15 protein-coding genes are annotated in these 21,457 nt (G+C 66.9%); 7 read left to right on the top strand and 8 right to left on the bottom strand.

Annotation, left to right across the window (positions count from 1 at the left end):
* Positions 1 to 12: 12 nt before the first annotated feature.
* On the bottom strand, positions 13 to 1,179 hold the full coding sequence (locus ACSQ9E_RS04925) for a mandelate racemase/muconate lactonizing enzyme family protein (RefSeq protein WP_436217064.1): 1,167 nt from the start codon (positions 1,177 to 1,179) through the stop codon (positions 13 to 15).
* Between the two features lie 128 nt (positions 1,180 to 1,307).
* On the opposite strand from ACSQ9E_RS04925, the gene ACSQ9E_RS04930 reads away from it, so the two are divergent.
* On the top strand, positions 1,308 to 2,234 hold the full coding sequence (locus ACSQ9E_RS04930) for a LysR family transcriptional regulator (protein ID WP_436217065.1): 927 nt from the start codon (positions 1,308 to 1,310) through the stop codon (positions 2,232 to 2,234).
* On the opposite strand, the gene ACSQ9E_RS04935 is transcribed toward ACSQ9E_RS04930, so the two are convergent.
* The 4 genes from ACSQ9E_RS04935 to dnaG all read right to left on the bottom strand — a co-directional run bounded on the left by ACSQ9E_RS04935 (position 2,235) and on the right by dnaG (position 9,760).
* Positions 2,235 to 3,776, bottom strand: a complete 1,542-nt coding sequence (locus ACSQ9E_RS04935) for a methyl-accepting chemotaxis protein (RefSeq protein ID WP_436217066.1) — start codon at positions 3,774 to 3,776, stop codon at positions 2,235 to 2,237.
* A 64-nt stretch (positions 3,777 to 3,840) separates the two neighbouring features.
* On the bottom strand, positions 3,841 to 4,857 hold the full coding sequence (locus ACSQ9E_RS04940) for a Bug family tripartite tricarboxylate transporter substrate binding protein (RefSeq protein WP_436217067.1): 1,017 nt from the start codon (positions 4,855 to 4,857) through the stop codon (positions 3,841 to 3,843).
* Positions 4,858 to 5,060: 203 nt separating this feature from the next.
* Entirely contained in the window at positions 5,061 to 7,433 is a 2,373-nt protein-coding gene (rpoD, locus tag ACSQ9E_RS04945) for an RNA polymerase sigma factor RpoD (protein ID WP_057202584.1), read from the bottom strand.
* A gap of 248 nt (positions 7,434 to 7,681) precedes the next feature.
* A complete protein-coding gene (dnaG, locus tag ACSQ9E_RS04950) occupies positions 7,682 to 9,760 on the bottom strand; it encodes a DNA primase (RefSeq protein ID WP_436217068.1) in 2,079 nt (692 codons plus the stop codon).
* 112 nt (positions 9,761 to 9,872) lie between these two features.
* On the opposite strand from dnaG, the gene ACSQ9E_RS04955 reads away from it, so the two are divergent.
* Positions 9,873 to 11,519, top strand: coding sequence for an acyl-CoA synthetase (locus ACSQ9E_RS04955; protein ID WP_436217069.1), 1,647 nt, complete (start codon positions 9,873 to 9,875; stop codon positions 11,517 to 11,519).
* 3 nt (positions 11,520 to 11,522) lie between these two features.
* On the opposite strand, the gene gcvA is transcribed toward ACSQ9E_RS04955, so the two are convergent.
* Positions 11,523 to 12,422 (bottom strand): transcriptional regulator GcvA, encoded by a 900-nt coding sequence (gene gcvA / locus ACSQ9E_RS04960; RefSeq protein WP_436217070.1) that lies wholly within the window; start codon positions 12,420 to 12,422, stop codon positions 11,523 to 11,525.
* A gap of 116 nt (positions 12,423 to 12,538) precedes the next feature.
* Here gcvA and ACSQ9E_RS04965 point away from each other — a divergent pair, with 116 nt between their 5' ends.
* Entirely contained in the window at positions 12,539 to 13,174 is a 636-nt protein-coding gene (locus ACSQ9E_RS04965; protein WP_436179257.1) for a pyridoxamine 5'-phosphate oxidase family protein, read from the top strand.
* Positions 13,175 to 13,210: 36 nt separating this feature from the next.
* Here ACSQ9E_RS04965 and ACSQ9E_RS04970 read toward each other — a convergent pair whose 3' ends face one another.
* Entirely contained in the window at positions 13,211 to 15,997 is a 2,787-nt protein-coding gene (locus ACSQ9E_RS04970; RefSeq protein WP_436217071.1) for a di-heme oxidoredictase family protein, read from the bottom strand.
* Between the two features lie 367 nt (positions 15,998 to 16,364).
* On the opposite strand from ACSQ9E_RS04970, the gene ACSQ9E_RS04975 reads away from it, so the two are divergent.
* On the top strand, positions 16,365 to 17,198 hold the full coding sequence (locus ACSQ9E_RS04975) for an aldo/keto reductase (RefSeq protein ID WP_427999821.1): 834 nt from the start codon (positions 16,365 to 16,367) through the stop codon (positions 17,196 to 17,198).
* A 92-nt stretch (positions 17,199 to 17,290) separates the two neighbouring features.
* Here ACSQ9E_RS04975 and ACSQ9E_RS04980 read toward each other — a convergent pair whose 3' ends face one another.
* On the bottom strand, positions 17,291 to 18,268 hold the full coding sequence (locus tag ACSQ9E_RS04980) for a LysR substrate-binding domain-containing protein (protein WP_436217072.1): 978 nt from the start codon (positions 18,266 to 18,268) through the stop codon (positions 17,291 to 17,293).
* Between the two features lie 124 nt (positions 18,269 to 18,392).
* On the opposite strand from ACSQ9E_RS04980, the gene ACSQ9E_RS04985 reads away from it, so the two are divergent.
* The 3 genes from ACSQ9E_RS04985 to ACSQ9E_RS04995 all read left to right on the top strand — a co-directional run bounded on the left by ACSQ9E_RS04985 (position 18,393) and on the right by ACSQ9E_RS04995 (position 20,942).
* Entirely contained in the window at positions 18,393 to 19,139 is a 747-nt protein-coding gene (locus ACSQ9E_RS04985) for a sulfite exporter TauE/SafE family protein (RefSeq protein ID WP_436217073.1), read from the top strand.
* Positions 19,140 to 19,245: 106 nt separating this feature from the next.
* Positions 19,246 to 19,677 carry a cupin domain-containing protein gene (locus ACSQ9E_RS04990; RefSeq protein WP_436217074.1) on the top strand — a complete coding sequence of 144 codons (432 nt, stop codon included), beginning with the start codon at positions 19,246 to 19,248 and terminating at the stop codon, positions 19,675 to 19,677.
* A gap of 164 nt (positions 19,678 to 19,841) precedes the next feature.
* Positions 19,842 to 20,942, top strand: coding sequence for an IS5 family transposase (locus ACSQ9E_RS04995; RefSeq protein WP_436217075.1), 1,101 nt, complete (start codon positions 19,842 to 19,844; stop codon positions 20,940 to 20,942).
* The last annotated feature ends 515 nt before the right edge of the window (positions 20,943 to 21,457 follow it).

The raw sequence follows: 21,457 nt of genomic DNA on the forward strand, positions 1-21,457 counted from the left end.
TTGAGGGGGTGATCAGGCCGACAGTGCCTGCATCTGCGCATACAGGTCGGCCTTGCCTTCGAAGCCGATGCCCGGCAGGTCGGGCAGGGTGACGTGGCCGTCGACCACCTGCACGCCGTCCGGGAAGCCGCCGAACGGCTGGAACAGGTCCGGGTAGGACTCGTTGCCGCCCAGGCCCAGGCCGGCCGCGATGTTCAGCGACATCTGGTGCCCGCCGTGCGGGATGCAGCGGCTTGCGGACCAGCCGTGTTCCTTGAGCATGTCCAGCGTGCGCAGGTACTCCACCAGGCCGTAGCTCAGTGCGCAGTCGAACTGCAGCCAGTCGCGGTCAGGGCGCATGCCGCCATAGCGGATCAGGTTGCGCGCGTCCTGCATGGAGAACAGGTCTTCGCCCGTGGCCATGGGGTTCTTGTAGTAGTTGCGCAAGGCTGCCTGCAACTCGAAATCGAGTGGGTCACCGGGCTCCTCGTACCAGAACAGGTCGTATTGCGAGAGCGCCTTGGCGTACTGGATGGCGGTGTCCAGGTCGAAGCGGCCATTGGCATCCACGCACAGCTTCTGGCCGTCCTGCAGCACTTCCATGATGGAGTCGATGCGGCGCAGGTCTTCGTCGAGTGAAGCGCCGCCGATCTTCTTCTTGACCACGGTGTAGCCGCGGTCGATGTAGCTCTTCATTTCGTCTTTCAGCTTGCCGTGGTCCTGGCCGGGGTAGTAGTAGCCACCGGCGGCATAGACGAAAATCTTGCGGTTCGGCGTGCCGTTGCCATAGCGGTCGGCCAGCAGCTGGAACAGCGGCTTGCCTTCGATCTTGGCCACTGCGTCCCACACGGCCATGTCGATGGTGCCGATGGCCACGGAGCGCTCGCCGTGGCCGCCCGGCTTTTCGTTGGTGAACATGGCGTTCCAGATCCTGTGCGGGTCGAGGTTCTTGCCGCTGTCGTCGATCAGTGATTCGGGGCTGGCTTCGAGCACGCGCGGGATGAAGCGCTCGCGCATGAGCTTGCCCTGGCCATAGCGGCCATTGGAGTTGAAGCCGTAGCCCACCACCGCCTTGCCGTCGCGGATGACGTCGGTGACGACTGCCACCAGGCTCAGCGTCATCTTGCTGAAGTCGATGTAGGCGTTGCGGATGGGCGAACTTATGGGGATGGTCTTCTCTCTGATCTCAACGATTTTCATGCGGTGCTCCGGGTGTCGAAACGGGGTGTCACAACGGGTGACGGGATGGGTATGATCCGCAACCGCGCGGTGTTTGACCAATGCCGTTTTTGTTCTCTTCAGTGCTTTCAGAGCACAGCGGGCTTGTTATGAACATCTCCTGGCTGGAGGATTTCCTGGTCCTTGCCGCCGTCGGAAATTTTTCCCGCGCCGCAGAAGACCGCCACATGACGCAGCCTGCCTTCGGTCGCCGCGTGCGTGCCTTGGAGGAGTGGCTGGGGGTGGAGCTGTTCGACCGCAGCACGCAGCCGGTCAGGCTGACGGAGGCGGGCCAGTGGTTTCAAGGCGTTGCGCCCGAGCTGCTCGCCGAGGTGGCGCGCCTGCCCGGCGCGGCGCGCGCCGTGGCCGAGGCGAATTCGAAGAGCCTGCGCTTTGCGGCGACCCATGCGTTGTCGCTGACCTTCATGCCGGGGTGGCTGCGCAGCTATGGTGCGCACACCATGGCGGGGACCTTGCAGCTGGAGTCCGACATGCTGCACCGCTGCGAGGCGCTGCTGGCCCAGAGCAAGGTGCAGTTCGTGCTGTGCCATGCCCATGCGCAGGCCCCCAGCCTGTTGCACGCGCAGGCCTATCCATCGGTCTGCGTCGGTACCGATGTCTTGCGGCCCGTGTGCGCCGTAGGGCCGGACGGTGCCGCCCTCTATGGCCTGGAGCGCTCCGGTGCGGTTGCGCCCTTGCTGGCCTACAGTGCGGAATCGGGGCTTGGCAATATCCTGCACAAGACCATCGACGGTGCGCTCGGAAAGCTCTCGACGCAGACGGTTTTCACGGCCCACCTGGCTTCCGTGCTGCGCACGATGGCACTCGAGGGCCGGGGCATTGCCTGGTTGCCCCAGAGTCTTGTGGTCGACGATCTGTCAGCGGGGCGGCTGGCCTGCGCTGCGGCCACGCCGCAGTGGAGCATCGAGCTGGAGATCCGGGTGTACCGCTCCCACGTGCAGATGGGGCGCGCCGCCGAGGCGCTGTGGGATGCGGTAGCGCGCGAGGCTGCTGGCCCCTCACCTGCCACGTCTTGATCAGCGCAGCCGGAACACGGCCACAGCCTCCACCAACTGATGCGCCTGGCCGCTCAGGCTGCCGGCGGCGGCTGCGCTTTGTTCCACCAGCGCGGCGTTCTGCTGCGTGGCGTCATCCATGCGCACGATGGCCTGGGTCACGCGCAGCATATCGTTGGTCTGCTCGGCGCTGGCCTGGCTGATCTCTTCCATCAGCGTGCTCACGCCGCGGATGGACTGGACCACCTCGCCCATGGTGCTGCCGGCATTGCGTGCCAGGCTCGAGCCTGCTTCCACGCGCTCCACGCTGGTCTGGATCAGTGCCTTGATCTCGCGCGCGGCACCTGCACTGCGCGTGGCCAGGCTGCGCACTTCGCTGGCCACCACGGCAAAGCCGCGGCCCTGTTCGCCCGCGCGTGCGGCTTCCACGGCGGCGTTGAGCGCAAGGATGTTGGTCTGGAAGGCGATGCCGTCGATGACGCCGATGATGTCGGCGATCTTGCGCGAGCTTTCCTGGATGCCCTGCACCACCTCGACCATCTGGCCCACCACCTGGCCGCCGCGCTCGGCGACCGAGGCGCCGCTCTTGGCCAGTTCGTTCGCCCGCTGGGCGTTCGCCGCGTTGTTCTGCACGGTCTGCTGCAACTGCTGCATGGAGGACGAGGTTTCGTCCAGCGACGAGGCCTGGTCTTCGGTGCGCATGCTCAGGTCGGTATTTCCCTGCGCGATCTCGGCGCTGGCGCTGGCCACGCCCTCGGCATTGGTGCGCACGCCCGAGACCACGCGCTCCAGGTTCTCCTGCATGGCCGAGAGGGCCTGCAGCAGGCGCGCGGGTTCGTCATTGCCGTCGATGGCGATGGTGGTCGTCAGGTCGCCTGCGGCCACCTTGTTGGCCAGGGACACGGCCACGCGCAGCGGGCCCACCACCGAGCGCGTGAGCACCCAGCCGGCAAACACCCCGAGGGCGCTCACCAGCGCCAGCGCCACCAGGCTGCTGACCAGTGCGCGGCGGGCATCCTGCGCGGCCTGCTGCGCAATGGCAGCGCTGCTGTCGGCCACCTGGCGGCTCAGTTCGCCCAGCAGCTTGGCCGGGCCCTGGTCGATGTCGGCCACATCGGCATCGCCGGCCGAGGCCACGAAGCCCAGGGACTGGAAGGCTTCGAAGCCCTTGCGGTAGCCCTGGGCCATCTGCGTATGGGCATCGACGAACTTCTGCAGCGCAGCGCGCTCGCTGCTGTCCACCAGCTGCGGTGCCAGGGCCTTGGCGGCATCGGCCACGCGTTTTTCGCTGGCCTGGAAGGCGTTCCAGTGCAGTTCACGCTTGCGCGAATCCTCGCCGCGCAGCAGCGTGTTCTTCCACTCCATCACCTGGGTCTTGAACTCGCTCTCCATGCGCGTCACGGCGCGCTCCTGGGCCACGCGCTGCTGCACCGTGCTGTCATAGGTACCCAGCGTGCTGTACAGCGCGGCAATGCCGAAGAGGGCCGCGCCGATCATCAGCGCCAGCACCAGGCCCAATGCACCGGCCATGCGCGTGCCGATGGAGTAGCGGGACATTTTCATCAGGAGGTCCTAGGTGTCGGCAGCGGGTAGGCGGTGCAATGCAAGAGCCTCGCGAAGGGAGGTGTCAGGCTTTGAGCTTGAGCAGATAGACCATCACGCGCGCGGTGGTCAGGTCCAGCTCCATGAACTCGGTCAGGTCCTTGCCGGTGAGCCAGGATGCATCCCACTTGTTGGTTTTCAGGGTGCGCACCCAGGATTCGTGCACGGTGGCGGCTTCCACGGCAGTCACCATCTCGGCCAGGCGGGCGGCAGAGACGCCCTTGCCCGTGAACACGCCGCGCCAGTTGGCCATGACGGCATCGATCCCCTGTTCGCGGAACGCGGGCAGGCCGAACACACTGCGCCGGGCCGATACACCGATGGCGCGCAGCTTGCCGGAGGCAATCGCTTCGCTGAACTCACTGTAGCCCGACAGGCCCAGGGCGGCCTTGCCGGTGACCAAGGCATCCACCACCTCATTGCCGCCCGCAAAGGGGCGGTAGACCAGTGCCTCGGGGCTGGCCTTGGCGGCACGGGCCAGCACGCCCGCATAGATGTGGTCCACCCCGCCCGCAGAGCCGCCAGCCACCGGCAGGGCGGGCAGGTCGGCCTTCATGGCGGCGACCAGGTCCTTGGCCGTGCGGATTGGGGACGATGCGGGCACGGCGGCCACCAGGTAGTCGCTGGTCAGGCGCGCAATGGGCTGGATCTGCGTGAGGTCCACCGCCGGCTTTTGCAGTGCCACGGCGCCCACCATCACCATGCCGCCCATGAGCAGGGTGTTGGGGTCATTGGCGTATTTTTCGGCGTAGCGGGCCAGGCCGATGGTGCCGCCCTTGCCGCCCACGTTCTCGTACTCCACCTGGTCCACGGCACCCGCGCCCACCAGGGCGGTGCCCAGTGCGCGGCCGGTCTGGTCCCAGCCTCCGCCGGCATTGGCGGGGATCACGATGCGCAGCGTGCCCGCCAGCTTGGCGACCTTGGCCGGGGGGCGGGCCTGGGCCAGCACCGTGCTGCCAAAGGGTGCTGCCAGCGCGGCAAGCGCAGCCGCGCGGATCAGCACCTGCCGGCGCCGCGTGTTCAGGGGTGTGTGGGCGGTCATGGGTTCCCTTGGTAAGCGAATGTATCCAGTTGCCCATGGTGGGCTCTGAAACTGTCATTTGGCTGTCCAGAGTATCAGGGTATACGCCGAAGCGGGTGACACCTGTGGCCGCCACGCCACCATGAAAAACGCCCTGCGCCGCAGGTGCGGGGCAGGGCGTTCTGAGGGAAAGGCCCTTTGGGGGGCCTTCACCGGCAGGCTGCTTACAGCGAATCGATGAAGCTGCGCAGCTTGTCCGAGCGGCTGGGGTGCTTCAGCTTGCGCAGCGCCTTGGCTTCTATCTGGCGGATGCGTTCGCGCGTCACGTCGAACTGCTTGCCCACTTCTTCCAGCGTGTGGTCGGTGGACATCTCGATGCCGAAGCGCATGCGCAGCACCTTGGCTTCGCGTGGCGTGAGGCCGTCCAGGATGTCCTTGACCACGTCGCGCAGTCCGGCCTGCATGGCGGCATCGATGGGAGCGGTGTTGGCACCGTCCTCGATGAAGTCGCCCAGGTGGCTGTCGTCGTCGTCGCCGATGGGGGTTTCCATCGAGATCGGTTCCTTGGCGATCTTCATGATCTTGCGGATCTTCTCTTCCGGGATCTCCATCTTCGCCGCCAGGATGGACGCATCGGGCTCGAAGCCGAACTCCTGCAGATGCTGGCGGCTGATGCGGTTCATCTTGTTGATCGTCTCGATCATGTGCACCGGGATACGGATGGTGCGCGCCTGGTCGGCGATCGAGCGCGTGATGGCCTGGCGGATCCACCACGTGGCGTAGGTCGAGAACTTGTAGCCGCGGCGGTATTCGAACTTGTCCACGGCCTTCATCAGGCCGATGTTGCCCTCCTGGATCAGGTCCAGGAACTGCAGGCCGCGGTTCGTGTACTTCTTGGCGATGGAGATCACGAGGCGCAGGTTGGCCTCGATCATTTCCTTCTTGGCATCGCGCGAGGTGGCTTCGCCCTCGTTCATGCGCTTGTTGATGTCCTTGAGCTCGGTCAGCGGCACGACCACGCGCGATTGCAGGTCCGTCAGCTTTTGCTGCAGTTCCTGGATGGGCGGGATATTGCGCGCCATCACCGTGCTCCAGGGCTTGCCGGCGGCAGCCTGCTTTTCCACCCACTTCAGGTTCAGCAGGTTGGCCGGGAAGTCCTTGATGAAGGTCTCTTGCGGCATGCCGCACTTGTCCACGATGATGCGGCGCAGCTCGCGCTCCTTCTTGCGCACGTCGTCCACCTGGCCGCGCACCATGTCGCACAGCTTCTCGATGGTCTTGGCGGTGAAGCGGATGGTCATCAGCTCTTCCGACAGGGCGTGCTGCGCCTTCACGTACGCTGGCGTGCCGTAGCCTTCCTTGTCGTAGATCTTGTGGACCTTCTCGAACAGGTCGCGCAGCTTGTCGAAGCGCTCCAGCGCCTGCTTCTTGAGTTCTTCGAGCTTCTTGGTCAGCGCCTTGGAGCCGCCCTTGCCATCGTCGTCGTCGGCTTCGTCGAATTCGTCGAAGTCTTCTTCGGCCACATAGTCGTCGGCCTCGTTGGGGTTGGAGAAGCCGTCCACGATGGTGGAGATGACGACCTTGCCTTCGCGGATCTCCTCACCCATGTTGAGGATCTCGGCGATGGTGGCGGGCGATGCGCTGATCGCCTCCATCATGGCCATCAGGCCGCCTTCGATGCGCTTGGCGATCTCGATTTCGCCTTCGCGGGTGAGCAGCTCCACCGTGCCCATTTCGCGCATGTACATGCGCACGGGGTCGGTGGTGCGGCCGAATTCGCTGTCCACGGTGGACAGGGCGGCTTCGGCGGCCTCTTCGGCTTCTTCTTCACTGGCGCCTGCGGGGGCGTTGTCGGTGATGATCAGCGCCTCGGCATCGGGCGTCTGCTCGTACACGGCCACGCCCAGGTCGTTCAGCGTGGTGATGACGGCTTCGAGCGTTTCGGCATCGACCAGCTTGTCGGGCAAGTGGTCGGAGATTTCGACGTGCGTGAGGTAGCCGCGCGTCTTGCCCAGCTTGATCAGGGTTTTCAGGCGCGAGCGGCGCTTGGCCAGGTCTTCTTCGGTCAGGACGGTTTCGTCGAGGCCGAATTCCTTCATCAGGGCGCGTTCCTTGGCCTTGCTGATCTTCATGCGCAGCGGCTTGACCTTCTCGGCCGTGGGCGTGGCTTCGGCCTCGACCTCGACTTCACCTTCCAGGTCGGATTCGATGTCCGACAGGTCGGCATCGTCACTGCTTTCCGCGGCACCACCGGCGGCGGCCTTGGGCTTGCGGCCGCGTTTGGCCGGCACCTTGGCCTCGTCCGTGGCGGCACCTGCGACCTTGGCGGGGCGGCCAGGGCGCTTCTTGGGGGCCTCTTCACCGTCTGCGTCGACGGCAGCCTTGGCACGGGCTTTCTTGAGTTCTTCGGGGGCTTCCGTCTTCTCGGCAGACTTGTTCAAGGGCACAGTTTTCACTTTCTTGGCGACCGGGGCGGGCGCGGCAACTGTTTTGGAGGCAGTTGCCTTGGCCGGCACCTTGGCCGCGGTTTTTGAGACGGCCTTCGCGGCGGTCACTGGGGCTGACTTGGATGGCTTCGCGGACTTTTGAGCGGGCATGAACAACCTCAGAATCAAAAACGGACACAAAGAAAACGCAAGCGCCACAGATCCCGGCGCGGGTGGCACTGCAAAAGCGATGCTTTTGCAGCTTGAGGGGTATCCCTCAGGGGCAAGATGTCTGGGCGAACATTTGGTGTGCAGTCCTTGCGATGGGTGGGCGGTTGTGCGCGTTTGTCACGGTGGCCCGGCTCGGAGGTGCTGCTGTCGCTCTTGCCTAACCCTACATTATACCATTTGACGCAATTTCAAGCCACCTTGACGGTTGCGTTCAACAAAACCAGGCGTTTTTGCTCCAGCACACGGTAGCGCTCCAGGGCCGACGTGTCCTGCGCTGCCTGAAGGATCAGCACTTTCTGCTGTTCCTTGATGTCCTCTATGAGCATCCGGTTCAGTAGATCGCGCAGCTCCAGCCGGAGTTCCTGCGACTCGCCCTTGGTCTGGGCATGGGCGCCGGTCATCACCTTCATCGCCAGGTCTTCGCATTCGTGCTCGCGCAGGCCCTCGCGCAGCACCTCCCAGGCCTGGGGGCCGTGCTCGTGGAACTGGCCCTCCAGCCAGGTGAACAGCGGCCCATGGGGCGAGGGCTGTGCGCACAGGGCGGCATGGTCGTCGTGTGTGAGTTCTTCCAGAAAGCCCATGTGCGACAGCAGCAGGCGCGCGGCGTGGTCTGCCCGGCCCATGGCGGGTGTGCGCGGCAGGCGCGGCTGGGGCCCCCAGGGGGAGTCCTTGTCCTTTTTCTTCCACTTGCCACCGGTGTTGACCCAGTCGCTGCCGCCGCCCTTGCGAAAGGGGGGCTTGCCATTGCCGGTTGCGCCATTTCCCCCGCCGCTGTAGCCGCCATGGCCGCCGTCGCTCGGGCCCTGGTACCCGCCTCCCACGTAATCGGGCTCATGCGGGGGGTGCCAGCCGTCGAGGTCGGACGGGGCGCCGCCCCAGGGCGGCTCATCGGCATAGGGGTTGGCGGCTTCCTGCGTGCGTGCCGGGCGCTGCTGGGGTGCCGGCGCCGGAGCGGGGGCGCGGGCGCCGCCGGGGTTCCACAGCTCGGACAGGTCGCGCGCGTTCAACTGCGTCAGTTCGGCCAGTTCGCCCAGCAACTGGCGCTTGAGCACGCCGTCGGGCAGCGCCGTCCACAGCGGGCGGGCGTTGCTGGCCATGTGGGCGCGGCCCTCGGCCGTGGTCAGGTCGCAGCCATCGCTGGCCGACTCGATCAGGAAGCGGCTCAGCGGCACGGCCTCGCTCACGTGCTTGGCAAAGGCATCGGTCCCATTGGCGCGGATGAAGCTGTCGGGGTCGTGCTCGGCCGGCAGGAACAGGAACTTGATGCTGCGCGTGTCCGTGGCGTGGGGCAGGGCGCCGTCCAGCGCCTTGCGCGCGGCGCGCCGGCCGGCGTTGTCGCCGTCGAAGCTGAACACCACAGATTCGGTGAAGCGCAGCAGCTTTTGCACATGCTCGGGCGTGCAGGCCGTGCCCAGCGTGGCCACGGCGTTCGGAAAACCCAGCTGCGCCAGGGCCACCACGTCCATGTAACCCTCGGTGACCAGGGCGTAGCCGTGCTCGCGGATGGCGGTGCGTGCCTCGAACAGGCCATAGAGCTCGCGCCCCTTGTGGAACACCGGGGTTTCGGGCGAATTGAGGTATTTGGGCTTGTCGTCGCCCAGCACGCGCCCACCAAAGCCGATGCATTCACCCTTGACGTTGCGGATGGGGAACATCACCCGGTCGCGAAAGCGGTCATAGCGCTTGTCCTGCCCGTCCTCGCCCACGATGACCAGGCCGCTCTCCTCCAGCAGCGGGTCGTCGTACTGCGGGAACACGCTGGCCAGGCTGCGCCAGCCCTCGGGCGCATAGCCCAGGCCGTAGCGCTTGGCCACCGCGCCCGAGACGCCCCGGCCCTTGAAGTAGGCAATGGCCCGCTGCGATTCGCGCAATTGGCGGCGGTAGGCGTCGCCGGCTTTTTCCAGCACGTCGGTCAGGGTGGCCTGCTTCTGGCGGGCGGCGGCGGCGCGCTCCTTTTCCTGCTGGGAGATGTCGTCGTCGGGCACCTGCAGGCCCACCTGCTGGGCCAGGTCCTGCACCGCCTCGACGAAGCCCATGCCCGCATGGTCCATGAGGAAGCCGATGGCATTGCCGTTCTTGCCGCAGCCAAAGCAGTGGTAGAACTGCTTGGAGGGGCTGACGCTGAAGGACGGCGACTTTTCCCCATGAAAGGGGCACAGGCCCATGAAATTGGCCCCGCCCTTCTTCAACGGGACGTAGCGGCCCACGATCTCGACCACGTCGGTGCGGGCTAGCAGTTCCTGGATGAATGACTGGGGGATGGACACCGCTGCATTTTCCTCTATCGCCGGGGCGGGCCCCGGGTTCGCCCGCAGATCCCCGCCAGAACCCTGCGTTGTAATAGGGCGGTTCATCGTCCCCGCGAAGGAAATCCCTGCCATGCCCCACATGTTCGACCAGCACCTGGACCGCAACCCGGCCAACTTCGCGCCCCTGTCGCCCCTCGGGTTCCTGGAGCGCACGGCCGAGGTCTACCCGGACCGCCTGGCCATCGTCCATGGCGAATTGCGCCAGACCTGGGGCCAGACCTATGCGCGCTGCCGCCAGCTGGCCAGCAGCCTGAACCGCGCCGGCATAGCCAAGAACCACACCGTGGCCGCACTGCTGCCCAACACCCCGCCCATGGTGGAAGCGCATTTCGGCGTACCGATGGCCGGCGCCGTGCTCAACGCCATCAACACCCGCCTGGACCCCGAGACCATCGCCTTCATGCTCGACCACGGCGAGGCCCGTGCCATCATTGTCGACCCGGAGTTCACCGGCACCCTCGCCAAGGCCCTTGCATGGCGCAAGTCCACTGCGCCGCTGCTGGTGCTGCAAGTGCAGGACGCCGTGTACGGCCCGGCTGCCCAATCCCTGGGCGGCACCGACTACGACACCTTCGTGGCCGCAGGCGATGCGCAGCACGCCTGGGAACTGCCTGCTGACGAGTGGGATGCCATCGCCCTGAACTACACCAGCGGCACCACGGGCAATCCCAAGGGCGTGGTCTACCACCACCGGGGCGCGGCCACCAATGCCATCAGCAACGTGCTGGAGTGGGACATGCCCAAGCACGCGGTCTATCTGTGGACCTTGCCCATGTTCCATTGCAACGGCTGGTGCTTTCCCTGGACGGTGGCGGCGCGCGCGGGTGTCAACGTCTGCCTGCGCCGCGTGGAGGCGCAGGCCATCTTCGACGCCATGCGCCAGCACGGCGTCACGCACTACTGCGGCGCACCCATCGTGCACGGCATGCTGGTGAATGCGCCCGATGCCATGAAGGCCGGCGTGCCCGCCGGCATAAAGGCCATGGTGGCCGGCGCCGCGCCGCCTGCGTCGATGATCGAGGGCATGGAGAAGATGGGGTTCGACCTGACCCACGTGTATGGCCTGACCGAGGTGTATGGCCCCGCCACTGTGTGCGCCAAGCACGGGGCCTGGGATGACCTGGACATCGGCGAGCGCGCCCGTCTGAACGCCCGCCAGGGCGTGCGCTACCACCTGGAGCGCGACGTGCGCGTGCTCGACCCCGCAACCCTGCAGCCCGTGCCGCAGGACGGCGAGACCATGGGCGAGATCATGTTCAAGGGCAACATCGTGATGAAGGGCTACCTCAAGAACCCGAAGGCCACCGACGAGGCGTTTGCCGGCGGCTGGTTCCACAGCGGCGACCTGGCGGTGCAGTATCCCGACGGCTACATCAAGATCAAGGACCGCAGCAAGGACATCATCATCTCGGGCGGCGAGAACATCTCCTCCATCGAGGTGGAAGACGTGCTCTACCGCCACCCCGCCGTGCTGGCCGCAGCCGTGGTGGCCCGGCCCGACCCCAAGTGGGGCGAGACACCCTGCGCCTTCGTCGAGCTCAAGGCCGGCGCCACGCTCACGCCCGAGGACATCGTGGCCCACTGCAAGCAGCACCTGGCCGGCTTCAAGGTGCCGCGCGCCGTGGTGTTTGGCGAGCTGCCCAAGACCAGCACGGGCAAGATCCAGAAGTTCGAGCTGCGCAAGCAAGCGGGATCGGCCGAGGCCATCGACGTCTGAGCCTCAACCCAGGCCTGTGCTGCTTTCCAGTTGGCTCTGCAGCCACTGCGCAAAGCACTGCGCCTCGGGTGTCGCGTCGGGCGCCAGGCCGTAGTAGTGGCGCGTGAGCGGCAGGCGCAGCGCGGGCAGGGGGCACACCAGGCGGCCGGCGGCCAGGTCGTGGGCCACCAGCGAAGCCGGGGCCAGCGCAAAGCCCAGGCCATCGAGCGCGGCCTGCAACACGAAGTGCAGGTGGTCGAATTGCAGCTGGCTCTCGGGCCGCATGCGCGGTGCACCCACCTGGCGCTTCCAGTGCTCCCAGTCGTCGGGGCGCGAGCGCGACCACAGCAGGGCGTGGGCGGCCAGGTCGCGGGGGCCGTCAACGGGTGCGTTGGCAAGCAGCGCCGGCGTGCCCACGATCAGTGCCTCGTCCAGAAGGAAGGGCTGCACGGCGATGGACGCCGGCCAGCCCGCGCTGCGGCCGCGGCGGATCGCTACATCGAAATGCTCGCTGGCCTGGTCGGGCGATACGGTGCTGGTGACGACCCTGGGGGCTATACCCGGGAATTGCGCCACGAAGTCCGGCAGCCGCGGAATCACCCAGCGCACCGCGAACGAGGGCCGCACGTTGATGGTGACCGAGCGCGCGGGTGCATCGTCCATCAGCGCCCGGGCGGCCGCGCCGATCTGTTCCAGCGCCGGCGCCACCTCGGCGAAGAAGCGCTGCCCTTCGGGCGTAAGCGACACCTGTCGCACGCGCCGCTCGAACAGCGCCACGCCCAGGAACTCCTCAAGGCTTTTGACCTGCCGGCTGATGGCACCATGCGTCACGAACAGCTCGGCCGCCGCCAGCGTGAAGCTCTGGTGGCGTGCTGCAGCGGCAAAGGCGCGCACGGCGTTGAGCGGGGGCAGGCGGGGTGTCATGCGTGTGATTTTCTCACGCATGGGCGGCCGTAAACTCGTTTGCCGCAGACAGTGCGGCGCTGCACCATGGCGGCTATGCCCCCCGCAATATTCGCCACCAACCCCTGGAACCTGACATGACCGCCACCGTTGTCGATACCGCCCATTCCATCGAGAGCATTGCCCAGCTCGAAGCCTTGTTCGGCACGCCCGGCGAGGCCTCGCTGTCCAAGGAGGTGCCCTTCGTGCACCCCTCGTACCGCAGCATGATCGAGGCATCGCCCTTCGCGGTGCTGGCCACCTCGGGCCCGGGCGGACTCGATGCATCGCCGCGCGGCGATGCGCCGGGCTTCGTGCAGATGCTGGACGAGCGCACCCTGCTGCTGCCCGAGCGGCGCGGCAACAACCGCGTGGACAGCCTGCGCAACATCGTGGCCGACCCGCGCGTGGCGCTGCTGTTCCTGATCCCCGGCGTGGGCGAGACGCTGCGCGTGAACGGCCGCGCCAGCATCACCACGGCACCCGATCTCATGGAGCGCTTCGTGGTCAGCGGCCAGCCGCCCAAGTGCGTGGTGCGCATCGCGGTGGAGGCCGTGTACTTCCAGTGCGCGCGCGCCATCCTGCGCTCGCGCTTGTGGGGGGAGGCCACCGAGCCCGGTGCGCCCCGGCCCGTGCCCACGCCCGGTGCCATCCTGTCGGCCATCAGCCAGAGCTTCGATGGCGCGGCCTATGACCAGGCACTGCCCGAGCGGCAGCGCACGACCCTGTATTGAGCGGCTGGAGCGAGCGGGGCGCCCGCTCCAGGCCGATCACAGCGATCGCAGGAAGGCCAGCAGCGCTTCGCGGTCTGCCGTGGGCAGTGCCTCGAAGCGGCGGCGTGCCGCATCGGCCTCGCCGCCATGCCAGAGCACCGCTTCGGTCAGCGAGCGGGCCCGGCCGTCGTGCAGGTAGCCCACCTTGGCGGCTTGGCCAGCGCCCATCACCTTCTCGGTATAGCCGATGCCCCACAGCGGCGCGGTGCGCCACAGGGCTCCCGTGGCCTGGCCCTGCGCGAAGTTGTCGGCCAGCTCGGCACCCATGTCGTGCAGCAGCAGATCGGTGTAGGGGCGGATGGTCTGGTCGCGCAGTTCTGCAAACAGGTGGCCCGAGCCGGTCTTCATCTCGGCCGTGTGGCAGGCCACGCAGCGCAGGGTGTCGAACAGTTTGGCGCCCAGGGTGACCTGCTGCGGGTTCACGCGGTGCTCGTCCAGCGGTGCCACGCCCTTGGGGAAGCCGCTGGCCTGGCTGCGCTGGGCCGGCACGGCCACCAGGGCCAGGTAGTTGGAGATCGAGGCCAGGTCGGCCTCGGTGATGCCGGGCTTGCGCACGCCCGATGCACAGGCGGTGGGGCCGTAGTTGCAGTCGCGCGAGGGGTAGACGGTGGACGTGACCGACATGTCCTGCAGCAGCGCCGTGGAGGCCTGCTGGCGCAGGGTGGCCTTGGATGCCTTCCAGCCGAAGCGGCCCAGGCGCACCACGCCGCTCTCGGGGTCGTACACATAGTTGGGCATGCCCTTCACGCCATCGGCATCCGGCACGGTGCGTGCGCGGGCCAGGATGTCGGCCTCGGGCACGGCTTCGAGCAGGCCCATGCCGATCATGGGGGGCGCGGCGCGCAGCGAGTGCACGGCGGGCACCGGGCCGTCGAAGCCGAGCACGGGCTTGCGCAGCTCCACCACGCTGCCATCGGCCAGGCGCACATTGCGCGTCTCGAATTTGGCCACGCGCACGCTGTTGCCCCAGTCCTGCGCTTCGCCGGTGGCGGCGCGGGCGTTCATCTGCAGCACGCTGCCGTAGCGCGGGTGCGGTTGCTGCTGGCCGGCATCGCCCAGGCTGGCGGTCTGCAGCGACATGCTGTCCAGGCGCTGGTTGACCTGCATGGGGGCGGGGCTGCGGCCGTTGTTGACGTGGCAGGCCACGCAGGCCGACTGGTTGAAGTGCGTGCCCTGCAGCTTGGCGGCGGGCATGTACGGGTCGTTGCCCGGCTCGCTGTGGGCACCGGTGTCGAAGCTGGTGTGGATCAGCCGGCGCCCCTCGACGAAGCGCTGCATGTTCTGCATGCCCACGTTGTTGAACGGCTGCTGGAACATCGAGGCGCCGTTGTCCGAGTAGTTGTACGAGACCGAGCCGGTGCCGCCCGAGAGCGTGATCGCCGGCAGCGGCGCCGAGTTCAGCCGGGGCTGCACGCCATACCAGGGCACGAGGCCCGTACCCACCACGTACAGCCACTCGGCCGAGTAGTAGCGGATGCCGCCGTTGTCGCCCTTGGAGGACATGGATTCGCGCGTGCTGAACATCGCGGGAGAGACCTCGATGGCGTCCCCGGCCACCAGTGCGCGCGAGGGCACGTTGGTGCCGTTGGGCAGGCCATCGGCGCCCAGGCCGCCGTGGCCCGGGTAGTCCTTGATGCGCAGGGTGCAGGGGCCGTTGATGCCGTCGGGGCTGGCCAGGCGGCCATTGGCCGGGTAGGGCGTGGGTGCGCAGACCTTGACGTTGCGGTCCACCAGCTCGCCCGGGTTCATCCAGCCGTAGCCGGTGACGCCGGGCCGGTCGAACGCGCGAAAGAACGCCGTGTCGCCCGGCAGAAAGTCCACCGTGGTGTAGCGGTTGACCACCAGCGTTGGCTTGGTCACGCCCGCCACGCGGCTGTTGTCGAGGATCTCCATGCCCCAGGTGCGGTTCTGGAAATACTGGGTCACGAAGGTCAAGTGCGCGCCGGGGCCCTTGTCCACGGGCGCACCCGTGACAGGGTCCACCGTGTCGTTGGGGCCAAAGCCGATCTCGTTCCACTCTTCACCCCGCTCGCGGCCATGGCGGCCCAGCGCGCGTGCGCCGAAGCGCGTCACCAGCGTGCCGTCGGCCAGGCGGAACTGTGTCAGCTCGGCGGCCTCGGGTGCGGAGGGCAATGGCGCCAGCCCCTGGCCGTTGGCCGGGTAGCGCCAGGCCGAGGTCGCGCCCACGCCCTGGGTGTTGTCGGTGCCCGGTGTCTTGAACTCCACCTCGAACAGCGAGTAGCCGTAGCCGCCGGCCCGCGCCACGCCCTGCAGGCGGATGTAGCGCGCGCTCATGCCCAGGTTCAGGAACTCCTCGGTGCCGCCCTTGCCGTTGGTGACGTAGCGGATCTGCGTCCAGGTGCTTCCGTCCTGCGAAACCTGCAGCGCGTATTCTTTGCCGTAGGAGCGCTCCCAGACCAGCTTCATGTAGCCCACGTCGACCTTGGCGCCAAAGTCGAACTGGATCCAGGCATCGTCCACGAAGGTGCTGCCCCAGCGGCTACCGAGGTTGCCGTCGATGGCGGCCGTGGCCGCCATGCCGGGGTTTTCCACCGCGGACGAGGTCGCGGTGACGGGCTTGATGGCCACGCCCGGCTGGCTGGGCGCTGCAGCCGTTGCTTCGTAGGCGGACTTGTGCTGGACATAGACCACGTTGGACGAAGACTGCGACGCCTCCTGCCCACTGCCGCTGCTGTCCGTGCTGCCTCCACCGCAGGCGGCCAGGCCCAGCGCCAATGCGCCCAGGGCTCCCCAGCGCGCACCGTGGTGCACGCCCTTTTTCATCGTGTGTTCCATGCTTCTCCCACCCCGCATCCGTGTGCGTTCGTTGTGGGCAAATCATAGGCATGAAGACCATTTCACCGGCTACCGCTGTGGCGTGGCCGCAGCGGTTAATTTGCGTTAATTAATTGCAAAACGTGTGCAAACGTATCTTTGAAAGAGGCGTTTTGGGCCGTTGCCGGGTGGCGCGGTGCTTTCACGCTGGGGATCCCGGTTTTGGGGCAGTTGCATATGGATGCAATCGGCCTCGGCTGGCTTTGGGCGACCGGTTGATTTGTCCCCAGCAGGACTTGCACCATGCGTGAGAAGATGGCTACCCCAAGCGCCTTGCGGCGGCCTTTGTCATGAATAAGACCCTCAGGAACCCTGAATGACCCAGCAGCATCCTTCCCTCGCACTTCACGATGGCCGCTCCATCCCCCAGCTCGGCCTGGGCGTGTGGCGCACCCCGGCCGATGCCACCGCACAGGCCGTGAAGGCGGCATTGGCCGCAGGCTACCGGCATATCGACACCGCGGCCATCTATGGCAACGAGGCGGGCGTGGGCGAGGGCCTGCGTGCCAGCGGCGTGGCGCGCGAAGAGGTCTTCATCACCACCAAGCTGTGGAACGCCGAGCAGGGCCTCGATTCCACGCTGCGTGCCTTCGATGCCAGCATGCAACTGCTGGGCCTCGACGTGCTCGACCTGTACCTGATCCACTGGCCGAACCCTTCTCGCGATCTGTACGTGGACACCTGGCGCGCCTTTGTCCGCCTGCAATCCGAAGGGCGGGTGCGCTCCATCGGCGTCTCCAACTTCGAGCCCGAGCACATCGACCGACTTGTGCAGGAGACCGGTGCCAAACCGGTGCTCAACCAGATCGAGCTGCACCCGCGCTTTCAACAGCGCCGGCTGCGTGAATACCACGCTGCAAATGGCATCGCCACGCAGGCCTGGAGCCCGCTGGGCCAGGGGCAGTTGCTGGAGGATGCGGGCATTAAGGCCATTGCCGCCAGGCATGGCAAAACGCCAGCCCAGGTCGTCGTGCGCTGGCACATTGAGGTGGGCAACGTCGTGATCCCGAAGTCGGTCAACCCGGGCCGCATTGCCGAAAATGCCGATGTCTTCGACTTTGCGCTGGATGCACAGGACATGGCGGCCATCGCCCAACTGGACCAGGCCGAAGGGCGTATCGGCCCGAACCCGCTCACGGCGGCGTTCTAAGCGCTGAAAACAAGCGCTCGCAAGAGGGCTTGTTTTTTCACGGCGTGATCGGACTCGAACCCCCGGTCTCCCGCACCGGCGCCTGCCCCAGGTCAGGCCTGCTCTGCTGCAAACCCGGCCGCCGCATCGCGCAATGCCTGTGCCAGCAACGCCACCTCCGCATACTGCGCGCCCTGGGAGCGCTGGAACAGCGTGATGGGCGGCAGCGTCCAGCGGAAGCGGTGCGGCACGATGGCCACGCCGGCAATGCGCACCAGCTCCTGTGCGATGTCGGCCGGCACGATGGAGACGGCGCGCTCGCTGGCCGCGATCAGCTCGCCGATCACCTTGGACGACAGGCTCTCCACATAGGCCTGTGGCGGGGCCACCCCGGCACGCAGGAAGAAGTCGGTGATCTGCTCGCGCATGGGGGTCTGGCGTGCGCCCAGCACCCAGTCGAGTTCGGCCAGCTCGGGCCATGACAGCGGGCGCCGCGCCAGCCGCGCCGACAGGCGGCGGTGGGCAATCAGGCGGGGCTCCTGGTGGTAGAGCACCTCGTGCACCAGTCCATCCATGTCGAGCACTGCGGAGGCGCGGCCGATCACGCAGTCGAGTTCGTGCGCGCGCAGGCGCTGCAGCAGGTGGTCGCTGGTGCCCTCGTGGATGCTGACGGTGGCGCGCAGGCCGCGCGGCCGCGTCTGGCCGATGGCGGCGGCCAGCAGGCGACCGGGTACGAAGGGGATCACGCCGATCTGCAGATGCGCGGCGCGGCCAGCGCTGGCGGCTTCGATGTCCAGCGCCCAGTGGGTGAGGTCTTGCAGCATGGCGCGCGCACGGGCCAGCGCCAGGGTGCCGAGCGCGGTGGGCACCATGCCGCGCGCGGAGCGTTCGAACAGCGGCGCACCGAAGATCGACTCGATCTCCGCCAGCGCATGCGTGATTGCGGGCTGGCTGGTGGCCATGTAGTGCGCCACGCGGGTCAGCGTGCCGTGGGCTTCGATCTGCTGCAGCAGCACCAAGTGTCGCATCTTCAGGCGCGAGGCCAGGCGGGCCTGCAGGGCCTGGGCGGCGTCGATGTCATGGGATGGCATGGTGGATAGGGTATGCGGAAAATCGCATGAGTGAATAGTAATTACTGATGGTTTACTTATATGAACCGAACACAATCCGATGCAGGTGCTGGACGGGCAGGCACCGCACAACAAGGGAGAGGCAATGGATTCGGTATTCATCGTGGTGGCGCTGGGCGCAGTCGCCGCAGGCTTTGTGCAAGGGCTCTCGGGCTTTGGCTTTGGCCTGACGGCGATGTCGCTCTGGGCCTGGACGCTGGAGCCGCGCCTGGCTGCCGTGCTGGTGGTCGCCGGCTCGCTCACGGGCCAGGTGCTCGCTGCGTTCTCGGTGCGCCGGGGCTTCGACAAAGTGCGCCTGCTGCCCTTCGTGCTCGGTGGGCTGGTGGGCATCCCCATCGGCGTGGCGCTGCTGCCGCGGCTGGACATGGACGCCTTCAAGCTCGTGCTGGGCACGCTGCTGGTGCTGTGGTGCCCGGCCATGCTGATGGCCAAACAGTTGCCGCGCCTGACGCGCGGCGGCCGGCTGGCCGATGCGGTGGTCGGCATGGCGGGCGGGGTGATGGGCGGCATCGGCGGCTTCACCGGCGTGCTGCCCACGCTTTGGTGCACGCTGCGCGGCTGGGACAAGGATGCCCAGCGCGCTGTGATCCAGAACTTCAATCTGGCCATGCTGCTCGTGACCATGGCGGCCTACCTGGCCACGGGCATGGTCACCGCGCCCATGCTGCCCTACCTGGCCGTGGCGCTGCCGGCCATGCTGGTGCCCGTGCTGCTGGGCGCGCGGCTGTACCACGGCATCAGCGAAGCACGCTTTCGCCAGATCGTGCTGGGCATGCTCACGCTCTCGGGCGTGGCGATGCTGGCATCGGTGCTGCCTAGGCTGGTGGGATGACGGGGGCTTCAGATTTCTGACGGCCCGGGCACGTGCAGCCTGGCAAGCCCTAATATCTCCACCGGCAGTGCGCCATGCACTGCCGTGACAACAACACTGGAGACATATGACAAAAGCAATTTCTGCATGGGCTGCGTGCGCGGCCATGGCCCTGTCCTTCGCTGCCACACCGGCCCTGGCTGACGTGTTCACCAAGGAGGAGCTCATCAAGGTCAACAAGGAGGCTGCCGGTGGCGGGAAGGGCACCTTGATGGGTGAATACGCCTTCACGCGCGACAAGGCCCTGAAGGACCAGGCGATCAAGGAAATCAGCTGGCTTACCCTCAAGCCTGGCGACTCCATTGGCTACCACAAGCACACCACGAATGAAGACACCTACATCATCATCTCGGGCCGAGGCACCTTCAAGGACAAGGATGGCAAGGACATTGCGGTGAAGGCTGGCGACGTGACCATCGTGCGCAAGAACGAATCGCACGGGCTCGCGAACACGGGCACCGAGCCCCTGGTCTTCGTGGATGTGATTGCGGAGCAGTAATTTCCTGGCTTTGCTTGTGCGCTCTGTTTTGACGGCTTGCCTTGGCTGAGGGCGGAGGCCGGGTCTCGGCCCGGCGGCCGAGGTACTTGTTCTTTGCTTCGCCAAAGAGGGTGTAGAAGAAATAAATTATAATAGCGCCGCATTGACCAAGCAGGAGCAGCGCAATGGCAAAGACAGGCCGACCACCCGTAATCCCCCCTGGCGAGTACACCACCTTGCGCGAGGTGGTCCGAGACAATCCGCAGGCGACGCTGCCCGAGTTGGCGCTGGCCTGGGCCGATCACATGGGCCGCAGCGCCCCCAGCACGGTGACTCTGCGTGCGGCACTGAAGGCTGCCGGCCTGCAGCGAGCGCGGCCCAAGTCGCAGCTGTCCCGCTCGCAGCCTGGTCAGCCTGGCACGCGCTACGGCTACACCGCCCAGCATCGGCCCGCCAGTCAATCCGGCAACGCCATTGCCGGTGCCCTGACCGATGCCGAATGGGCGCTGGCGCAGGACCTGTTCGAGCCCCAACCGGGCTCGCGTGGCAGACCGGCCACCTACTCGCGGCGTAGCGTTGTCGATGCCTGCTGCTATGTGCTGCGCACCGGCTCGTCCTGGCGCAACCTGCCGGTGCAGATCTATCCGCCCTGGCAGTCCGTGCAGAAGGCCTTCGTCAACTGGGCCCGCCAAGGCAAGTTCGAAGCGCTGCACGAGCGTCTGCGCCAGCAATGGCGCCAACGCCTGGAGCGCGCTGCGCAGCCCAGCGAGGCCATCATCGACTCGCAGTCCAACCGGGGCAGCCCTCAGGGTGGTACCTTGGGCTTCGATGCAGGCAAGAAGGTGCAAGGGCGCAAGCGCCATCTGGTCGTGGACACACTGGGCCTGCTGCTTGCGGTTGTGATCACCAGTGCAGCCGTGCAGGACCGCGACGCGGCCGCGCAAGCGGTAGCACAGGCGTGCAAGCGCACGGATGGCTCGTTCAAGACGTTGTGGGCCGACAGCGCGTACGCTGGGCAATGCGCCCAGCAGATCGAGAAGGCGCACCACGTACAGGTGCGCATCGTGCGCCACAGTGCCCGCCACCGCTGGGACGATGCCCAGCAGCCGCTGTGGAGCGACGAGCAGCCCGCCCCCATCGCCAAGAAGCGCTGGGTGGTGGAGCGCACCCATGCATGGCTGGAGCGCAACCGCAGGCTTGTGATGCACCACGACCGCAAGCCGTTCTATGCGGCTGCGTGGGTGTGGCTTGCGCAGGCCCGGATGTTGTTGGGGCGGTTGCAATAGATTTCTTCTACACCCTCAAAGAAAAGTACCCAAAAGAAAGGCGACCCCGCTGCCCGTGTCCCCACTCGCCCGGTGGGCGAGTGGGGCAGCCTGCGATGCTCGGTCCTGGGGTGACGCCGAAGAACTCCCTGCGCTGCCTCTGCGAGGCAGCTCCGGTCAAACAGCTTCGGCGAGCCAGATAACGATGCGCGTGTCCTTCGGCACGCGCTCACCCCAGGCCCTGCGCTTCTCGGCACGGTCAGAAGGGGGTGGGAGCGGGCTCCATACGGGCCATTGCTTCGCTCGGCCTGTGGTCCTTCGCTGCGCTCGGCTCGCCAGGGCGGCTGCGCCGTCCGTCGGCAGCGCGCACCTCGCGCGTCCCCGACCCCAGGCGCAACTGCGCAGCAGCAGCCGTGTGGTACCCGCTCCCCACCCCTTCTGGCTGCGCCGGGAAGCGCAGGAGCTGGGGTGGGCGTGTGTGCCGAAGGACACACACGCTTCGTCATCTGAATTGCCGCAGCTGTTTGAGCGGAGTT

Origin of the sequence: Acidovorax sp. LjRoot118 (assembly GCF_964253575.1) — a bacterium.
GTDB lineage: Bacteria > Pseudomonadota > Gammaproteobacteria > Burkholderiales > Burkholderiaceae_C > Acidovorax.